Annotated in this window: 16 protein-coding genes and 3 pseudogenes; 9 read left to right on the top strand and 10 right to left on the bottom strand. The window is 55.1% G+C overall.

Annotated elements, in window-relative coordinates:
* Window positions 1-174: pseudogene (locus F7Q90_RS21565) on the bottom strand (IS630 family transposase); the annotation flags it as partial.
* 103 nt (window positions 175-277) lie between these two features.
* Window positions 278-562 (bottom strand): annotated as a pseudogene (locus tag F7Q90_RS21560) (DUF2813 domain-containing protein); the annotation flags it as partial.
* A 135-nt stretch (window positions 563-697) separates the two neighbouring features.
* On the opposite strand from F7Q90_RS21560, the gene F7Q90_RS21555 reads away from it, so the two are divergent.
* The 3 genes and pseudogenes from F7Q90_RS21555 to ltaE form a co-directional block, all read left to right on the top strand.
* Window positions 698-1,597: a lysine exporter LysO family protein gene (locus F7Q90_RS21555; protein WP_082999209.1), complete on the top strand. Its 900-nt coding sequence runs from the start codon at window positions 698-700 to the stop codon at window positions 1,595-1,597.
* Between the two features lie 123 nt (window positions 1,598-1,720).
* Window positions 1,721-3,442 carry a ubiquinone-dependent pyruvate dehydrogenase gene (poxB, locus tag F7Q90_RS21550; RefSeq protein ID WP_033737651.1) on the top strand — a complete coding sequence of 574 codons (1,722 nt, stop codon included), beginning with the start codon at window positions 1,721-1,723 and terminating at the stop codon, window positions 3,440-3,442.
* A 62-nt stretch (window positions 3,443-3,504) separates the two neighbouring features.
* Window positions 3,505-4,503 (top strand): annotated as a pseudogene (gene ltaE / locus F7Q90_RS21545) (low-specificity L-threonine aldolase); the annotation flags it as partial.
* Between the two features lie 90 nt (window positions 4,504-4,593).
* Here the strand turns inward: ltaE and F7Q90_RS21540 are convergent.
* Both F7Q90_RS21540 and F7Q90_RS21535 read right to left on the bottom strand, forming a co-directional pair.
* Window positions 4,594-5,394 carry an N-acetylmuramoyl-L-alanine amidase gene (locus F7Q90_RS21540; RefSeq protein WP_172912617.1) on the bottom strand — a complete coding sequence of 267 codons (801 nt, stop codon included), beginning with the start codon at window positions 5,392-5,394 and terminating at the stop codon, window positions 4,594-4,596.
* A gap of 20 nt (window positions 5,395-5,414) precedes the next feature.
* The gene (locus F7Q90_RS21535; protein ID WP_082999207.1) at window positions 5,415-5,735 is read right to left on the bottom strand and encodes a heavy metal-binding domain-containing protein; all 321 of its coding nucleotides are present in this window, start codon (window positions 5,733-5,735) and stop codon (window positions 5,415-5,417) included.
* Window positions 5,736-5,840: 105 nt separating this feature from the next.
* Here F7Q90_RS21535 and F7Q90_RS21530 point away from each other — a divergent pair, with 105 nt between their 5' ends.
* The 6 genes from F7Q90_RS21530 to F7Q90_RS21505 all read left to right on the top strand — a co-directional run bounded on the left by F7Q90_RS21530 (window position 5,841) and on the right by F7Q90_RS21505 (window position 10,317).
* The gene (locus F7Q90_RS21530; protein ID WP_058701036.1) at window positions 5,841-6,380 is read left to right on the top strand and encodes a lipoprotein; all 540 of its coding nucleotides are present in this window, start codon (window positions 5,841-5,843) and stop codon (window positions 6,378-6,380) included.
* A gap of 222 nt (window positions 6,381-6,602) precedes the next feature.
* Window positions 6,603-7,331 (top strand): arginine ABC transporter ATP-binding protein ArtP, encoded by a 729-nt coding sequence (artP, locus tag F7Q90_RS21525; protein WP_110267732.1) that lies wholly within the window; start codon window positions 6,603-6,605, stop codon window positions 7,329-7,331.
* Between the two features lie 15 nt (window positions 7,332-7,346).
* Window positions 7,347-8,078, top strand: a complete 732-nt coding sequence (gene artJ / locus F7Q90_RS21520) for an arginine ABC transporter substrate-binding protein (protein WP_082999206.1) — start codon at window positions 7,347-7,349, stop codon at window positions 8,076-8,078.
* A gap of 6 nt (window positions 8,079-8,084) precedes the next feature.
* Complete coding sequence (gene artQ, locus F7Q90_RS21515) at window positions 8,085-8,801, top strand: arginine ABC transporter permease ArtQ (RefSeq protein WP_033737656.1); 717 nt, start codon at window positions 8,085-8,087, stop codon at window positions 8,799-8,801.
* Window positions 8,801-9,469 (top strand): arginine ABC transporter permease ArtM, encoded by a 669-nt coding sequence (gene artM / locus F7Q90_RS21510; RefSeq protein WP_082999205.1) that lies wholly within the window; start codon window positions 8,801-8,803, stop codon window positions 9,467-9,469. Before artQ ends, artM begins: the two co-directional genes overlap by 1 nt.
* Before the next feature lie 116 nt (window positions 9,470-9,585).
* Window positions 9,586-10,317: an arginine ABC transporter substrate-binding protein gene (locus F7Q90_RS21505; RefSeq protein ID WP_082999204.1), complete on the top strand. Its 732-nt coding sequence runs from the start codon at window positions 9,586-9,588 to the stop codon at window positions 10,315-10,317.
* Window positions 10,318-10,377: 60 nt separating this feature from the next.
* Here the strand turns inward: F7Q90_RS21505 and rlmC are convergent, their stop codons facing one another.
* From rlmC to potF, 6 genes are all read right to left on the bottom strand, one after another.
* A complete protein-coding gene (rlmC, locus tag F7Q90_RS21500; protein ID WP_082999203.1) occupies window positions 10,378-11,523 on the bottom strand; it encodes a 23S rRNA (uracil(747)-C(5))-methyltransferase RlmC in 1,146 nt (381 codons plus the stop codon).
* A gap of 48 nt (window positions 11,524-11,571) precedes the next feature.
* The gene (locus tag F7Q90_RS21495) at window positions 11,572-12,039 is read right to left on the bottom strand and encodes a YbjO family protein (RefSeq protein ID WP_033737659.1); all 468 of its coding nucleotides are present in this window, start codon (window positions 12,037-12,039) and stop codon (window positions 11,572-11,574) included.
* 73 nt (window positions 12,040-12,112) lie between these two features.
* On the bottom strand, window positions 12,113-12,958 hold the full coding sequence (gene potI, locus F7Q90_RS21490; RefSeq protein ID WP_054687951.1) for a putrescine ABC transporter permease PotI: 846 nt from the start codon (window positions 12,956-12,958) through the stop codon (window positions 12,113-12,115).
* Complete coding sequence (potH, locus tag F7Q90_RS21485) at window positions 12,955-13,917, bottom strand: putrescine ABC transporter permease PotH (RefSeq protein ID WP_039341374.1); 963 nt, start codon at window positions 13,915-13,917, stop codon at window positions 12,955-12,957. Before potH ends, potI begins: the two co-directional genes overlap by 4 nt.
* 9 nt (window positions 13,918-13,926) lie before the next feature.
* Window positions 13,927-15,060, bottom strand: coding sequence for a putrescine ABC transporter ATP-binding subunit PotG (potG, locus tag F7Q90_RS21480; RefSeq protein WP_033737661.1), 1,134 nt, complete (start codon window positions 15,058-15,060; stop codon window positions 13,927-13,929).
* 110 nt (window positions 15,061-15,170) lie between these two features.
* On the bottom strand, window positions 15,171-16,280 hold the full coding sequence (potF, locus tag F7Q90_RS21475; protein WP_033737662.1) for a spermidine/putrescine ABC transporter substrate-binding protein PotF: 1,110 nt from the start codon (window positions 16,278-16,280) through the stop codon (window positions 15,171-15,173).
* Between the last annotated feature and the right edge of the window lie 432 nt (window positions 16,281-16,712).

Genomic DNA, 16,712 nt, shown 5'->3' with positions numbered 1-16,712 from the left:
ACCAATCGATGAGCGGGCACAGCAGAGTGTTCTGGCAACATGACTGACGGTGTCACCACGATGCAGCATCAGCATGGCGGTGAGCCGCCGGGCGTGGTTTTTGTCCTTTGTTTTATGGATAGTTTTCTGCATCAGGCGTCGTTCGGTTCTGGGTATTGGTGCTATGATCGACATTGCTCAGTCCGGCTGGTGATTTGGGATATTCAGCGATTGATCAGATCGCATAAACCGGACTGAGTTCCCTCTAAGGGATCTACTATTCCGAGCAGTTATTTAGCCAGAAAGGCGCAAGTGGTCCGCTGGTTTCTGCCTCATCCTCACGAAAATGAAAAACCACAGACAGGCGATGCACCTGGTCGTCCCTGTCACCTGGCGTAAAATGAAAATCGTCAGACGTAAAAACATACTCGCGCGTGTGCGGTGACAGCAGCAGACTCAGTGCATCCAGCAGACTGGATTTCCCCCAGGCATTTTCGCCGATCAACAGGTTAATGCGCGTTAACGGAAGAGAAAGCTGATTAATGCCGCGAAATCCCCGGATATCGATATGTTCCAGATTCATAGCGCTTTATCCTCTGAGCTGACCGAAGAAGAGAACGCGTTGCTCTGGCGGTCAGGTGACTTTACCGTCAGGGTTTACTCCCCTGTGCTTTTTCGTTAGCGTAGCGTCAATTTTAACATGGACGATCTTTTCATTATGTATTCAGGACTGTTACTGATTCTACTCCCGCTCTTCGCTGGCTGGCTGTTACCCGTCCGGCAGGCCAGGTTTCTTAAGGCGGTAAATCGTCTGCTGGGCTGGATGGTCTACGTCATTCTGTTTTTTATGGGCATCAGCCTGGCTTTTCTGGACAACCTCAGCAGCAATCTGATCACCGTTTTTTATACGGCATCCGTCGCTGCGGGCTGTATTTTACTGTGCAACCTGCTGGCATTGCGCTGGCTGGAACAGCGGATGCCCTGGCAACATCATCATAAACAGCAAAAACTGCCGTCACGTTTACATATGGCGCTGGAATCGCTGACGTTGTGCGGCGTCGTAGTCCTCGGCTTTGCGCTGGGCCTTACGCAATGGCCCTGGCTGCACCATGCATCCGCAGCCAGTGAATATGCCTTGTTCTTCCTGCTCTTGCTGGTCGGTATTCAACTGCGCGGCAGCGGCATGACGCTGCGCCAGATTATCCTGAATCGCCGGGGGATGACGATTGCCTGTGTCGTCCTGCTGAGTGGCTTACTGGGTGGCATTATAGCGGCGCTGATACTGGGGCTCCCCCTTAAAACCGGCCTGGCACTCGCCAGTGGCTTTGGCTGGTATTCCCTTTCCGGCATTCTGATGACAGAAGCCTTTGGGCCAGTGATCGGCAGTGCCGCTTTTTTTAATGACCTGCTGCGAGAGCTTATCGCCATTATGCTGATTCCCGCGCTGATCGCCCGCCACCGCAGCAGCGCGCTGGGCTTGTGCGGCGCGACGTCAATGGATTTTACCCTGCCCGTTTTACAACGTGCAGGCGGTACCGATATTGTGCCGGCGGCGATCGTGCATGGATTTATTATGAGCCTGGCCGCGCCCGTGCTTATTGCGCTGTTCTCAGCCTGAGCGCGAAATTCAACTTTTGATGCAATTTTTTACGGTAGAGTTGAATGACTCTCGTCTACGCTTCTTGGTAGCTGTTTAATTCTGCCCTCCCCGGGATGGCAACGAATGACCAAGGAGATGAAGATGAAACAAACCGTCGCGGCGCTGGTGGCCAAAACGCTGGAAAACGCCGGTGTAAAACGTATTTGGGGCGTCACAGGTGACTCGTTAAACGGACTCACTGACAGTCTGAACAAAATGGGCACCATTGAGTGGATGCCTACCCGCCATGAAGAAGTGGCAGCTTTTGCTGCGGGTGCGGAAGCGCATGCCAGTGGCACGCTTGCGGTCTGCGCGGGTTCCTGTGGGCCAGGTAACCTGCATCTGATTAACGGGCTGTTCGACTGCCACCGCAATCGCGTTCCGGTACTGGCCATTGCCGCCCACATCCCGTCCAGTGAGATCGGCAGCGGTTACTTCCAGGAAACGCATCCACAAGAGTTGTTTCGCGAGTGCAGTCACTATTGCGAACTGGTCTCCAATCCCGAGCAGTTGCCCCAGGTATTGGGCATTGCCATGCGCAAAGCGATTCTGAACCGTGGGGTTTCCGTGGTGGTGCTGCCGGGCGATGTGGCGCTGCAACCCGCTCCCGATGCTGCGCGTGCAGAGTGGTATCCACCGCAGCTACCCGTCGTGTTGCCGTCTGCCGATGAACTGGCGACCCTGACACAAACACTGAATGACGCCCGCAATATTACGCTGATGTGCGGCAGCGGCTGTGCCGGTGCGCATGAGGAAGTGGTGCAACTGGCGGCAACGCTGAAAGCCCCTGTTGTGCATGCGTTGCGCGGCAAAGAGCATATCGAATATGACAACCCGTACGATGTAGGCATGACCGGGCTAATCGGTTTCTCCTCGGGTTATCATGCCATGATGAATGCGGATACGCTGGTGCTGTTGGGTACTCAGTTCCCCTATCGCGCCTTCTACCCTGAGAAAGCCAACATCATTCAAATCGATATTAATCCCGGCAGTCTGGGATCGCACTGTCATGTCGACCAGGCGTACGTCGGTGATGTCAAAACGACGCTGCGCGCGTTACTGCCGAAGCTGCAGGTGAAAACCGATCAGCATCATCTCGACAGTGCGCTGAAACACTACGCGGAAGCGCGTAAGGATTTGGATGCGCTGGCCACCGCGAACGACAGGCAGCCCATTCACCCGCAGTATCTGGCTCAGCAAATCAGTGAACTGGCTGACGAAGATGCTATTTTTACCTGCGATGTGGGCACGCCGACCGTGTGGGCGGCGCGTTATCTGAAGATGAACGGCAAGCGTCGCCTGCTCGGATCGTTTAATCACGGTTCGATGGCGAACGCCATGCCACAAGCGATGGGTGCACAGTCGCTTAACCGGGACCGTCAGGTCGTGGCGCTCTGTGGCGATGGTGGATTCAGCATGCTGATGGGTGATTTTCTGACCGTCGCACAGCTGAAATTGCCTGTCAAACTGGTCATTTTTAACAACAGTTCGCTGGGGTTTGTCGCCATGGAAATGAAAGCGGGCGGCTACCTGACTGACGGGACGGATCTGCATAATCCTGACTTTGCGGCCATTGCCGAGGCCTGCGGCGTGAAAGGTATTCGGGTTGAAAAAGCGTCAGAACTCAATGGCGCACTGGAACAGGCCTTTGCCCATGACGGCCCGGTGCTAGTGGATGTGATCACCGCGAAGGAAGAGCTGGCTATGCCGCCGGAGATCAAGCTGGAACAGGCCAAAGGATTCAGCCTCTATATGCTCCGTGCCATCATCAATGGGCGGGGTGACGAAGTGCTGGAGCTGGCAAAAACCAACTGGCTACGGTAAAACAGAGTGCTCTTGCGGGCGGGTTCTCTGCCCGCCTGTTTTCCGTAGACCAGGAGCGCCCGATGATCGATTTACGCAGTGATACCGTCACCCGTCCCGGCAGCGCGATGTTACAGGCGATGATGGCCGCTGAAACCGGTGATGACGTCTATCGCGATGATCCCACCGTCAATGCACTGGAAGCCGAAGCCGCACGTCTGAGTGGTAAAGCGGCAGCGCTGTTTTTCCCTACCGGCACGCAGGCGAACCTGGTGGCCCTGCTCAGCCACTGCGAACGCGGCGAAGAGTATATTGTGGGCCAGCAGGCGCACAATTATAAATATGAAGCCGGCGGCGCGGCGGTGATGGGCAGTATCCAGCCCCAACCCATTCTCGCAGCAGCAGACGGCAGTTTGCCGCTGGATGTCGTGGCAGACGTTATTAAACCCGACGACATCCATTTTGCCCGCACCCGGCTGCTGAGCCTGGAAAATACCCATCATGGTAAAGTGTTACCCGCTGCCTACCTGGAGCAGGCCTGGCATTTTACCCGAGCACATAAACTGGCGCTGCATATCGACGGTGCTCGCATTTTCAATGCGGTCGCCGCACAGCAAACCACGCTGGAAAACATTGCCCGCTATTGCGATACCTTGACCATTTGTCTGTCGAAGGGCCTGGGCGCGCCGGTAGGCTCGCTACTTTGCGGCGAGGCAGCCTATATCGAACGTGCACGCCGCTGGCGCAAAATGGCCGGCGGAGGCATGCGCCAGGCCGGTATTCTGGCGGCGGCGGGCCTGTATGCGCTGCAACACAACGTTACGCGTTTGCAAACGGACCACGACAACGCCGCCTGGCTGGGACAGGAACTGCAAAAGATGGGGATTGACGTCGCTGAGCAGCAGACGAATATGCTGTTCGTGCGCATCCCGGTCGATCAGGTTACGGCGCTGGGCCAGTGGATGCATGCGCACAACGTCCTGATGAGTGTGGGCCCGGTAACACGGATTGTGACCCATCTGGATGCTGAGCGTCCCGCGCTTGAAACGGTGCTCGGCCACTGGCGGGCCTTCCTGGCACAGCACCGTCCTGATGCGGCATCGGATGCGGTGAACCTGCCCGCCTCGCCTTACGCAGGCCGCTGAACTCGCCACAGCGCCGTGATCGAGGGATTATTGAGCTGTGCCGTATTTCTCCAGCAGGGCCTGCGCTATCGCCAGGGTTTCGGCATCCGCGAAGCCCTGAATGTTTGCAGAACGAAAATGCATCTGAAAGGCGGCAATCAGTTTCTGTTGCTCGTCCGCGCTCATTCCTTCCGTTACCTGATAACCATAACGCTGCAAGCACTCCAGCAGGGTTACGGCTGGCACAGCGGCGTAACGATCGCGTCCGGCCAGATAAAACGCCACGCGTTGTGGATCGGGCCACGCGCCAATGCCCTCAGCGGCCAGTTGCTGCCAGGGAAACAGCGGGCCGGGATCCTGCTTACGCTGCGGCGCGATATCGCTGTGGCCCACAATATTTTCCGGTGCGATGCCATAGCGCTGCGTTATATCCCGTACCAGCGCCGCCAGGGTGCGAATCTGCGCAGGGGGAAACGGTTGCCACGTCACTCCGGCCGGCGTCCGGCGATAGCCGTTGTTCACCAGTTCGATGCCCACCGAGGTGTCGTTAATACGGGTTGCGCCGCGCCAGAAGCTGGCGCCGGCATGCCAGGCCAGATCCTGCTCCGGTACCAGTTGCCAGATAATGCCTTTACCGTTGCGCTGCGGTGGCTGGCGGGGAATAAGATAATGCACGCTGACGTCACGGTCAGTTAGCGTAGCCAGCGAGGAGGAGAAATCCTCAGCGGTATAGTGAATCACCACCACCTTCACGCGCGGACGCGCGCCCTGCGCGGGATGGCGCAAATCAACCCAGTAGCCCGATCGTGATTCAATGCCTGAGTGGCAGCCCGCCAGCAGCAGCGCCATCAGACAGCACAGGAGTCGTTTCAACGAATAACAACCGCCGTGCCGCTGACGCTAACCATCAGCATGCTGCTGTCTTTCCCTACGGTTTCATAGTCAATATCAATGCCCACCACCGCGTTCGCTCCTAGCGATCTGGCCTGGTCTTCCAGCTCTTTAAACGCGATCTCGCGCGCTTTACGCAACTCTTTCTCATAAGCGCCCGAGCGGCCGCCCACAATATCGCGAATCCCGGCGAAAAAATCGCGGAATATATTGGCCCCCAGAATCGCTTCACCGGTGACTACGCCGCAGTATTCCGTGATGCTGTGTCCTTCCAGCGTCGGGGTTGTTGACAATTTCATCGTACTCTCCTGTTACCGAAACGGGTCAAAGGCTCTTTCACCTAAAAGCAGGGCTATACTCTATGTTAAAAAAGCACCTTGCCAGAGAACAATAAGGAAATCGAGATGAGAAACAAAGGTTTTGCGCTTTTGCTCCCGGCTGCGCTGCTGCTGAGTGCCTGTACGACGGTCGAGCCGGTAATCAAGGATAATGGCCCGCGCATGGCCCCCTGCGTGGAAGGTGGCCCGGACACCGTCGCCCAGCGTTTTTACGACATGCGTATCGAGCATCCTTCATCCGGCCTGCCTGATACCGCGACGCTGGCACAGTATCGCCCTTACCTGAGCGATGGACTTTATCAGGCGCTGCTGCAAGCCAGCCAACGTCCGGATGCGGCGACGTGGCGCAACGGCGATCTCTTCTCCAGCCTGGCTCAGGGGCCAACCGGGGTTGACGTTGCCGATGCTTCCACGATTCCTAACCGGGATGCCCGTAACATTCCCCTGCGCGTGAAAATGAGCCGCGGTGACAAACAGTGGCAGGACGAAGTGCTGATGATTCATCAGGGCAGTTGCTGGGTCGTCGATGATGTCCGCTATGTGGCAGATGTCCCGCATCCTGGCGGAGGATCGCTTAGCCAGCTGCTTGAAAAAACAAAGAAATAAACGCTTTTTGACATCTGCAGATAAAAACGCCGGCTGCCAGGCCGTGCGTTTTTATCCCGCGCCACCTCCGGTTCCCCGTCTTCTCACCGCCTTGTCTCGCGATATCTTGTGCTAATCTTTTGTGTGTTTACCGCTTATTCGTAAATTTTAAGCCACCTTAATTGCATAACTATTTTGGTGACGTTAAAATCCGCAAAACTAATAGCTATTCAAAATTGGCGCATGAGTATTCAACTAAACGCGATTAATTGTTTCTACGGTGCTCACCAGGCGCTGTTTGACATTAACCTGGAATGTCCGCAGGGCGAAACGCTGGTGCTGCTTGGCCCAAGCGGCGCAGGAAAAAGTTCGCTGTTGCGCGTGCTGAATCTGCTTGAGCGCCCACGCTCAGGCCAGTTGCACATTGCAGGTAATGATTTCGACTTCAGCAAAACCCCTTCAGAGGCCGCGATACGCGAGCTTCGTCAAAATGTCGGAATGGTCTTCCAGCAATATAATCTCTGGCCGCACCTGACGGTGCTGCAAAACCTGATGGAAGCCCCCTGCCGTGTACTGGGCCTGAGCAAGGCCGACGCACGCGCCAGAGCCGACAAGCTCCTCGATCGTCTGCGCCTGACCAGCTATAGCGACCGTTTCCCCCTGCACCTTTCTGGCGGGCAACAGCAACGCGTAGCCATTGCCCGTGCGCTGATGATGGAGCCGCAGGTGCTGTTATTTGATGAACCCACTGCCGCGCTCGACCCTGAAATCACCGCCCAGATCGTCAGTATTATCCGCGAGCTGGCTCAGACGCAGATTACACAGGTTATCGTGACGCACGAAGTGGACGTGGCCCGTAAAACGGCCAGCCGTGTAGTTTATATGGAAAACGGGCATATCGTGGAACAGGGTGATGCCAGCCGCTTTACACAGCCGCAAACCGAGGCGTTTGCACATTATCTTTCGCACTAAGTCAGGATGCTAAAAATGAAAAAAGTCGTACTTGCTGCACTGCTTGCCGGATTGAGTTTAAGCGCCTCCGCCGCTGAAACTATTCGTATTGCCACCGAGGCCTCCTATCCTCCGTTTGAATTTGTCGATGCCAACAACAAAATTCAGGGCTTCGACGTCGATCTGGCGAATGCGCTGTGTAAAGAGATGGATGCAACCTGTACCTTTACCAACCAGTCTTTTGACAGCCTGATCCCAAGCCTGAAATTCCGCCGTTTCGATGCCGTTATGGCCGGTATGGACATTACGCCTGAGCGTGAAAAGCAGGTGCTGTTCAGCAAGCCTTACTACGATAACTCTGCGATTTTCGTGGCGCAGAAAGGCAAAGTGGCCAGTGTTGACGCGCTGAAAGGTAAACGTGTAGGCGTGCAAAACGGCACCACACATCAGAAATACCTGGCCGACAAACACAGTGACATCACCGTTGTCCCTTATGACAGCTATCAGAATGCCATGCTTGACCTGAAAAATGGCCGTATTGATGCGGTCTTTGGCGACAGCGCCGTGGTAAACGAGTGGCTGAAACAAAACGCGAATCTGGCCCCGGTGGGTGAGAAAGTCACGGATAAAGCCTACTTTGGCACCGGCCTGGGCATCGCCGTTCGTCAGGGTAATACCGAGCTGCAAGGCAAGTTCAACACCGCGCTTGATAAAATCAAGGCCAATGGTACTTACAAAACCATCTACAACAAATGGTTTCAGCAGTAATCTCTGATGAATGAAATAATTCCGCTTGCAAGCGCTGCCGGCATGACCGTCGGCCTTGCTGTTTGTGCCCTCATCGCTGGCCTTGTGCTGGCGATGATTTTTGCTGGCTGGGAGTCAATGCGGCTGCGTCCGCTCGCCTGGGCAGGCACCGCACTGGTCACCCTGATTCGCGGCCTGCCAGAGATTCTGGTGGTGCTGTTTATCTACTTTGGTGCCTCGCAACTGCTCCTGACGCTGTCTGACGGTTTTACGCTACATTTCGGTCTGTTCAGCGTACCGGTTAAGATGCAGATCGAAAATTTTGATGTCAGCCCGTTCCTGTGTGGCGTGATTGCACTGGCTATGCTTTACGCCGCCTATGCGTCACAAACGCTGCGCGGTGCGTTAAAAGCCGTGCCGGTCGGTCAATGGGAATCGGGCCAGGCGCTGGGCATGAGGAGGTCGGCGATCTTTTTCCGCCTCATCATGCCGCAGATGTGGCGTCATGCGCTGCCCGGTCTGGGTAACCAGTGGCTGGTCTTGCTGAAGGACACTGCGCTGGTGTCGCTTATCAGCGTTAACGACCTGATGTTGCAAACCAAAAGCATCGCTACGCGTACGCAGGAGCCCTTTACCTGGTTCCTGATTGCGGCAGCCATTTACCTGGTGATTACGCTGTTTAGCCAGGCAGTGCTGCGTCGTATTGAACACCGTACAACCCGTTTTGAACGGGGGAACAGCTGATGCTGCAATATTTACCCGAAATGTTGAAAGGGCTTCATACCAGCCTGACACTGACTGCGGCGTCGCTGGTGGTCGCGCTGTGTCTGTCGCTGATGTTTACCATTGCACTGACCCTGAAAACACCGCTGTTTTCGCCCCTGATTAAAGGATTTATCACGCTGTTTACCGGCACCCCGCTGCTGGTGCAGATTTTCCTGATCTACTACGGGCCCGGTCAGTTTCCCAGCCTGCAAAAACTGCCGTGGCTGTGGCATCTGCTGTCACAACCCTGGTTGTGTGCCATGCTGGCGTTGTCGCTGAACAGTGCTGCCTATACCACGCAGCTGTTTTACGGTGCGGTGCGGGCGATACCTGCCGGTCAGTGGCAGTACTGCGAGGCGCTGGGCATGACGCCCAGACAAAGCCTGCGCATTTTGCTGCCTTATGCGTTTAAGCGTGCACTCTCCTCTTACTCCAATGAAGTCGTGTTGGTCTTTAAGGGCACCTCGCTGGCGTTTACGATTACGCTGATGGAAGTCATGGGACACGGTCAGTTACTGTATGGCCGGACCTACGATGTCACGGTTTATGCGGCTGCGGGACTGATTTACCTGTGCGTTAACGGCCTGCTTACCCTTCTGATGCGCCTGATCGAAAAACGCGCTCTGGCCTTCGAGCGTCGCGACTGATCTTCAGGCAGGGAAACCTGCCTGAGTAATTTTCAGTCACATTTATTGCATAAAAATTCATTATCTGGCATCTTACTCCCCTGTATGTTATGTGACTGATGGCCAGGGAGCCTGTAATGAAAAAATGGATGATTGCTGCAGTACTGGTAAGCCTGGCGGTAAGCGCGCAGGCCGCTGAGAAAATTCGTTTCGCCACCTCTGCTACCTATCCCCCTTTTGAATCGCTGAACAGCGACAACCAGATTGTCGGCTTTGATATTGATCTGGCAAAGGCCCTTTGCCAGCAGATGAAAGCGGAATGCTCGTTTACCAATACGGCATTTGACAGCCTGATCCCCTCGCTGAAGTTTCGCCGATATGATGCCGTCATTGCCGGCATGGACATCACGGCCGAGCGCAGCAAACAGGTCGATTTCACCCAGCCTTATTATGCCAACTCGGCGATTGTGATTGCTCCGAAAGGCACATTCAGCGCGATAAGTGATCTGAACGGTAAACGTGTAGGCGTCGAAAACGGCACCACACATCAGAAATACCTGCAGGACAAACATCCGGACATCAAGGTGGTGGCTTATGACAGCTATCAGAATGCCATTCTGGATATGAAAAGCGGCCGTCTTGACGGCGTGTTTGGCGACAGCGCGGTGGTCAATCAGTGGTTAAAAACCAACAGCGATCTGGCCAGTGTAGGTGAGCATGTGACGGACGCCGATTATTTTGGGACCGGCTTAGGCATTGCGGTACGCAAAGGTAACGACGGCCTGCGTGAGAAACTTAACCAGGCACTGGCGGCACTTAAAGCCAACGGCACCTGGCAGAAAATCAACCAGCAATGGTTTCCTGAATAAGGTTTATGGGCCAGCCGCGTACTCTGCTGACCGGTTCTGCACTGTCCTCAGTTCAGCAGCTTACCTGGCTGGCCCGCCCTGACGTTGATGCGTCAACAGCGTCAGCACCTCATAATGCGCGGTGTGCGGGAACATATCAAACAGCTGGACCTGCGTTACCCTGTAGTCACTGAGCCGGGCGATATCCTGCGCCATGGTCTGTGCATTACAGCTTGAATAAAGTACATAATCCGGTGCCATCGCACGGAGATACTCACACAACTCACGGCCAATCCCCCGACGCGGTGGATTGACCAGCACCAGCTGCGGCACCGCTTCGCGTCCCAATGCAAACGCGGTGGAATCCAGCGCGGCAAAACTGACATTATCCAGGCCCAGCGTATCGGCAGAGCGTTCTGCACAGCGAATCGCTTCGGCGCTGATTTCAATCCCGGTAAGCTGCAGGGACGGCGACGCGCAATGCAGGCCAAATCCGCCCACCCCGCAGAACAGATCCCACATGCTGGTTACCGGGAGCGCACGGACCCAGTCGCGCGCCGTGGCATACAGCGCACTAGCGACCTGAGGATTGGTCTGGAAAAAACTCTGAGGGCGGATCCACAAGGGCACCCCATTGAACGTTTCTGCCAGCGACTGGGTCGGCGTTAACGGAATCTCCTCCTCCCCTTCCAGAATGGCCATATGAACCGGCTGGATATTGGCGGAGATCACCGTCAGTTGCGGCAGCTGTTGCTGAAGCCAGGGCAGCGCAGCTCGCAGTTGTGCCAGCTTCGTGTGCGAGCGCAGAACAAAGCGCAGCATCATGCCGCCCTGCGTGCTTTCCGTCAGCAGCAGATACTTCAGCTCACCGCGCTGGCGTTCAATGTTGTATGGCGTTAACCCCGCGCGCGCGATAAACGGTTTTAAGGTTGCCAGCACTGGTGAAAAACGGTCAGGGTAAAGCGGACAGTCCGACAGATCGACGGCCTCGCCGTTGCGCTGCACGATGCCAAAAACAGGCCGCTCTACACTTCCACTGACCACCATCTTCGCTTTATTACGAAACCCTTCCTGGGCCGAGGCGACCGGCGGCAGCCAGGTTGCAACCGGAACATCAGCCAGCAGTTGGGCCAGCAGAGACTGTTTTTCATCAAGCTGCTGTGAATAGGGTTTTTCGAGCCACTGGCATGAGCGGCAGCGGTTAGCGTCATAGAGCGCGCATTGCATGGTAAAGCCTGTATTGCCTGTCGGGAGGGTGAGCGGAGCGCGATTGTATCACCGCTTGCGAAAAAATGCGCGGCTACTGGCGGGCAGAAACAACAGCAGGAATACCGCCAGGTCGGGCAGTTTTTGCTGCAAGGTGTGGTGAATGATCTGCAGATTACTTTCGCCGTCAATACTGAAAATTTCCGGATAGATCCCGCCCGTGGAGGCCATCAGCATGTAGCACAACACCACAATCTGCACCACGACAAATCCCCAGCGCCCGCGATTGCTCCCGCGCATCAGGGTAAAGGCACAGCGCAGCTCAAATAAAAAAATGATCTGACTGGCAATGAAAATCAACGTGGAATCCCAGGACTGCGCACTGCGATGGAGAAAGTTGATGATTTCGGTATAGCCCAGCGCGTTCACCAGCATCAGCACGCTGAGGCAGCGCGTGGCAATAATGGCGATGCCGGCCACCGTAACGGGCACCGGCGCATCCGGTAAAACAGAACTGTGCTTCAGGGTTTCCGACATGTCCTCGACTCCGCCACGCGATAAAAAGGCTGGATAAACCAGCCTTTATCTATATTGGCAAACGTCAGGCATTTCAGCCACGTTTAGCTTTCTGAATATCGCTTAAACGCTGTTTTTCTTCATGCGCCATCACGCGCCAGGCGATAAAACCGACAATGCCCACGACAAACAGGATGAGTGACGCCAGGGCGTTAATCTCCGGATTGACCCCACGACGCACCGTGGCAAAAATCGCCATCGGCAACGTTGTCGCGCCCGGTCCGGTGACAAAGCTGGCAATCACCAGATCGTCCAGCGATAAGGTAAAGGCCAGCAGCCAGCCGGTGACGATAGCGGGTGCAATCATCGGCACCGTAATCACGAAAAACACCTTCAACGGCGTCGCGCCCAGATCCATCGCCGCCTCTTCAATGGAACGGTCCAGCTCACGCAGGCGCGAGTTAATCACCACCGCCACGTAGGCTGTACAGAAGGTCACGTGCGCCAGCCAGATGGTCAGCGTGCCGCGTTCGGTTGGCCAGCCCAGCGCATTACCGAGCCCCACAAAGAGCAGTAACAGCGACAGACCGGTAATCACATCCGGCATCACCAGCGGTGCGGTCAGCATAAAGGCAAAGCCGTTATGCCCACGAAAACGCCCAAAGCGCACGATAATTACCGCCGCCATCGTGCCCAGCACCACCGCCATGGTGGCAGAAAGCGCGGCGATGGTCAGGCTCAGCACCACCGCATCGATCATGGCATCGTCCTGGAACAACACCTGATACCAGTGGAAGGAAAATCCTTCCCACACCGTCACCAGCTGCGAGCTGTTGAAGGAGTAAACCACCAGCAGCAGCATCGGCGCGTAGAGAAATAAAAAGCAGCAGGCCAGGATGACTGTGCGCCAGGGAGAGCGGATCGTTGGCAGATTGTTCATCCCTTCTCTCCCATTTCGCGGTTTTGGTGTTTGTGGAACCAGATAATCGGCAAAATCAAAATCAGTAAGATGATCACCGCCAGTGCCGACGCCACCGGCCAGTCACGGTTGTTAAAGAACTCCTGCCACAGAATGCGGCCAATCATAATACTGTCCGGGCCGCCCAGCAGCTCAGGGATCACGTACTCGCCGACCGCCGGAATAAACACCAGCATGGATCCGGCAATGATGCCGCCTTTGGTCAGCGGCACAATCACGCTAAAGAAGGTTTTCAGCGGACGCGCGCCCAGGTCCAGCGAGGCTTCCACCAGCGAATAATCAATGCGCGTCAGCGCGGTATAGATCGGCAGCACCATAAACGGCAGATAGCAGTAGACGATGCCAATGTACACCGCCGTGTTGGTATACAGGATGATCAGCGGATGATCGATCACCCCCAGCCACAGCAGGAAACGATTAAGAATACCGTTATTGTTCAGCAGCCCCATCCACGCATAAACCCGCACCAGAAACGATGTCCATGAGGGCAGAATCACCAGCAGCAGCAGGATGGATCGCATTGAAGGCTTACTGTGCGCGACCGCCCACGCCAGCGGATAACCTATCAGCAGGCAAATCACCGTCGAGATAGCGGCCACTTTTAATGACTGCAGATAGGCGTCAATGTAGAGCGGATCGTCGCTGAGCGTGACGTAGTTGCCCAGATTGAGCACTAGGCTCAGCTGATCGTCAGCCCAGTTAACCAGTTCGGTATAGGGCGGAATGGCGCGCGCAATGTCGGCAAAACTGATCTTAAGCACGATCAGGAAAGGCAGCAGAAAGAACAGCGTCAGCCATATGTAAGGTAAGGCAATGACCAGCTTGCGCCCGTGCTGCATTTTGACGCGCGTTGCCCAGCGCTGCAGCGGCGTGCCCAGCAGTTTGGCAGGGGCTTTAGTGCGTTGAAAAATCTGGCTCATCCCGCCTCCTTAAACCGTCAACACCACGCAGCTGTCGCTGTCCCAGCACAGGCGGACTTCATCGCCCCATGTCGGTAGCCCTTTGCGGTAGCGATGTTCATTTTGCAACTGGGCGCTCAGCATCTGACCGCTGTGCAGGCGCACGTGATAAATGGACAGATCGCCCAGGTAGGCAATATGGACCACTTCACCGACGGCAAAGTTACAGCCATCCGCCGGCACCGTTTCGCACAGCATCACTTTTTCCGGGCGCAGCGCAACATGTACCGGCACGTTATCGACCACCGACACGTCCGAATCGACTTTAAGCGGATGTTTCAGGCCCGGGCTGTCAATCACCAGGCCATCTGCCTGACGCTCACGCAGCAGACCTTCAAACACATTGACCGAACCGATAAATTCCGCGCTGTAGCGGCTGGTCGGATGCTCATAAATCTCCTCCGGCTCGCCGATCTGCACAAATTTGCCCCGGTTCATGATAGCGATGCGCCCCGCCATCGTCATGGCTTCTTCCTGATCATGCGTCACCATCACGCAGGTTGCCCCCACCCGTTCCAGGATATCCACCACTTCCAGCTGCATCCGATCGCGCAGCTTTTTATCGAGCGCGCCCATTGGCTCATCCAGCAGCAGCAGTTTTGGCCGTTTTGCCAGGCTGCGCGCCAGCGCCACGCGCTGACGCTGACCGCCCGAAAGTTGATGGGGTTTGCGCTTAGCAAACTCCTGCATATGTACCAGCGATAACATTTCTTCGACACGGCTGGTAATTTCGCCTTTAGCCAGCTTGTCCTGTTTCAGCCCGAACGCAATGTTCTGCTCCACCGTCATGTGGGGAAACAGCGCGTAACTCTGAAACATCATATTAATAGGACGCTGATAGGGCGCGACATGCGACAGATCGTGTCCATCCAGCACAATCTGCCCGCTGGTGGGCTGTTCAAAGCCTGCCAGCATGCGGAGTAAGGTCGATTTACCACAGCCGGATGCGCCGAGCAGGGCAAAAATTTCGCCTTTATAAATAGTCAGGCTGACATCGTCCACGGCATGCTGGCCGTCAAAGGATTTTGTCAGATTACGAATTTCCAGTAACGGCGTTAACGCTTTTGCCGTTTTAGTCTGCGGGCGTGGGATGGCATCGTTCACTCATATCTCTCCGGAGCCAGGCGGAACAACGCGGCAAACAGTGCCGCTAAAAATGGCACAACAGAGGCCGGGACTGCGCCTCTGTTGCTGTAGCAGGACATGCCGTTTCGTTACTTACCGCTTTTAACCTTAGTCCATGCACGCGTGCGCACACGATCCAGTTTCGGATCCTGTACCTTCAGTACAAACAATTTGGCCATGGCATCGGGCGTAGGGTAAATGCCCGGATTGTTGCGGATATCGGCATTAATCAGCGGCAGAGACGCTTTATTGCCGTTGGCATAATTCATTTTGTTGGACACGTCAGCGATGACTTTCGGATCCATGATGTAGTTCAGCCAGGTGTAAGCCGCGTCCACATCTTTGGCATCTTTAGGAATTGCCATCATATCAAAGAACGCCAGTGCGCCCTCTTTCGGTACGCTGTAGCCAATGTTGACGCCGTTCTTCGCTTTTTCCGCGCGATTTTTTGCCTGAAGAATATCGCCGGACCAGCCGATCGCCACACAGATGTTGCCGTTGGCCAGATCGTTAATGTATTGCGACGAGTGGAAGTAACGAATATTTGGACGCAGCTTCAGCAGCAGATCGGTCGCGGCACCGGAATAATCCTTAGGATCGCTGCTGTTCGGATCTTTGCCGAGGTAGTTCAGCACGGTCGCGAAAATTTCTTCAGGTGCATCCAGGAACGAGACGCCACAGCTTTTCAGTTTTTCCAGGTTCTCAGGTTTCAGCACCAGATCCCAGCTGTTGACCGGCGCATCCGCACCCAGTGCGGCTTTGACTTTTTCAACGTTGTAGCCAATGCCGGTGGTGCCCCACAAATACGGAATGGCATATTTATTACCCGGATCGTGTTGGGCAACCTTCTCCATCAACGCCGGATCAAGATTTTTATAGTTGGGCAGTTTGCTTTTATCCAGGGGCTGGAACACGCCAGACTGCAGCTGACGCGCCAGGAAGCTGGACGAAGGCACCACCACATCGTAGCCGGTGCTGCCGGCCATCAGTTTGCCTTCCAGCACTTCGTTGGAATCAAACACGTCATAAACCACTTTAATGCCGGTCTGCTTTTCAAAGTTCGGCACGGTATCGGGCGAAATATAATCCGACCAGTTATAAACGTGCAGCGTTTTATCTTCCGCCATGGTACTGGCTGAAGCAGCCATCAGCACCCCAGCAACCACACCTGACAACCATTTTTTACGTTGGTTGAACATGTTTTTAATCCTCCTGAGCGGGTTATAACAACGCTGCACATCAGTGATCCGACATTGCGTTTTTATGATTTAAAAATCAGTGACACAATGAATCATTATTCAGTGGACGTTTAATAGTAAAAACCTATACCAGCACGGTATTCCTGCGGTTAGTGCCGCACCGCAAGCATAGCCGCCCCGTTCGGGGTTAACCATACCTCAGCGTAAAAAACGCCTGAACGTAATATTTTATGCATGTTTAAGCTATGAGGTTCGGCTTTTACGGCATAAAGAACGTCATAAATCTGGCAATTAAGGGCTTAATGGTAAGCGTCACATTTAAACCGTCTGTGCAGCGGGCTCCGGTTCCGGGAAAATAGTGTCCATCATTTTTTAATGGACACTATCGCGTGAAACACCGGACATGGCTCCTTGAGGCGCTTCGCCTCCATT

It is taken from the genome of Pantoea stewartii subsp. stewartii (assembly GCF_008801695.1).
GTDB lineage: Bacteria > Pseudomonadota > Gammaproteobacteria > Enterobacterales > Enterobacteriaceae > Pantoea > Pantoea stewartii.
Note: the sequence above shows the minus strand (reverse complement) of the source record. Positions and strands in the feature narration are given on the sequence as shown.

Excerpts from the sequence above, each read along its gene's own strand:
- F7Q90_RS21555 (WP_082999209.1), top strand. The coding sequence starts at position 698 with ATGTATTCAGGACTGTTACTGATTCTACTCCCGCTCTTCGCTGGCTGG.
- F7Q90_RS21540 (WP_172912617.1), bottom strand. The coding sequence starts at position 5,394 with ATGGCGCTGCTGCTGGCGGGCTGCCACTCAGGCATTGAATCACGATCG.
- F7Q90_RS21495 (WP_033737659.1), bottom strand. The coding sequence starts at position 12,039 with ATGTCGGAAACCCTGAAGCACAGTTCTGTTTTACCGGATGCGCCGGTG.
- artM (WP_082999205.1), top strand. The coding sequence starts at position 8,801 with ATGCTGCAATATTTACCCGAAATGTTGAAAGGGCTTCATACCAGCCTG.
- F7Q90_RS21505 (WP_082999204.1), top strand. The coding sequence starts at position 9,586 with ATGAAAAAATGGATGATTGCTGCAGTACTGGTAAGCCTGGCGGTAAGC.
- potI (WP_054687951.1), bottom strand. The coding sequence starts at position 12,958 with ATGAACAATCTGCCAACGATCCGCTCTCCCTGGCGCACAGTCATCCTG.
- artP (WP_110267732.1), top strand. The coding sequence starts at position 6,603 with ATGAGTATTCAACTAAACGCGATTAATTGTTTCTACGGTGCTCACCAG.
- artQ (WP_033737656.1), top strand. The coding sequence starts at position 8,085 with ATGAATGAAATAATTCCGCTTGCAAGCGCTGCCGGCATGACCGTCGGC.
- potH (WP_039341374.1), bottom strand. The coding sequence starts at position 13,917 with ATGAGCCAGATTTTTCAACGCACTAAAGCCCCTGCCAAACTGCTGGGC.
- artJ (WP_082999206.1), top strand. The coding sequence starts at position 7,347 with ATGAAAAAAGTCGTACTTGCTGCACTGCTTGCCGGATTGAGTTTAAGC.
- poxB (WP_033737651.1), top strand. The coding sequence starts at position 1,721 with ATGAAACAAACCGTCGCGGCGCTGGTGGCCAAAACGCTGGAAAACGCC.
- F7Q90_RS21535 (WP_082999207.1), bottom strand. The coding sequence starts at position 5,735 with ATGAAATTGTCAACAACCCCGACGCTGGAAGGACACAGCATCACGGAA.
- F7Q90_RS21530 (WP_058701036.1), top strand. The coding sequence starts at position 5,841 with ATGAGAAACAAAGGTTTTGCGCTTTTGCTCCCGGCTGCGCTGCTGCTG.
- potF (WP_033737662.1), bottom strand. The coding sequence starts at position 16,280 with ATGTTCAACCAACGTAAAAAATGGTTGTCAGGTGTGGTTGCTGGGGTG.
- rlmC (WP_082999203.1), bottom strand. The coding sequence starts at position 11,523 with ATGCAATGCGCGCTCTATGACGCTAACCGCTGCCGCTCATGCCAGTGG.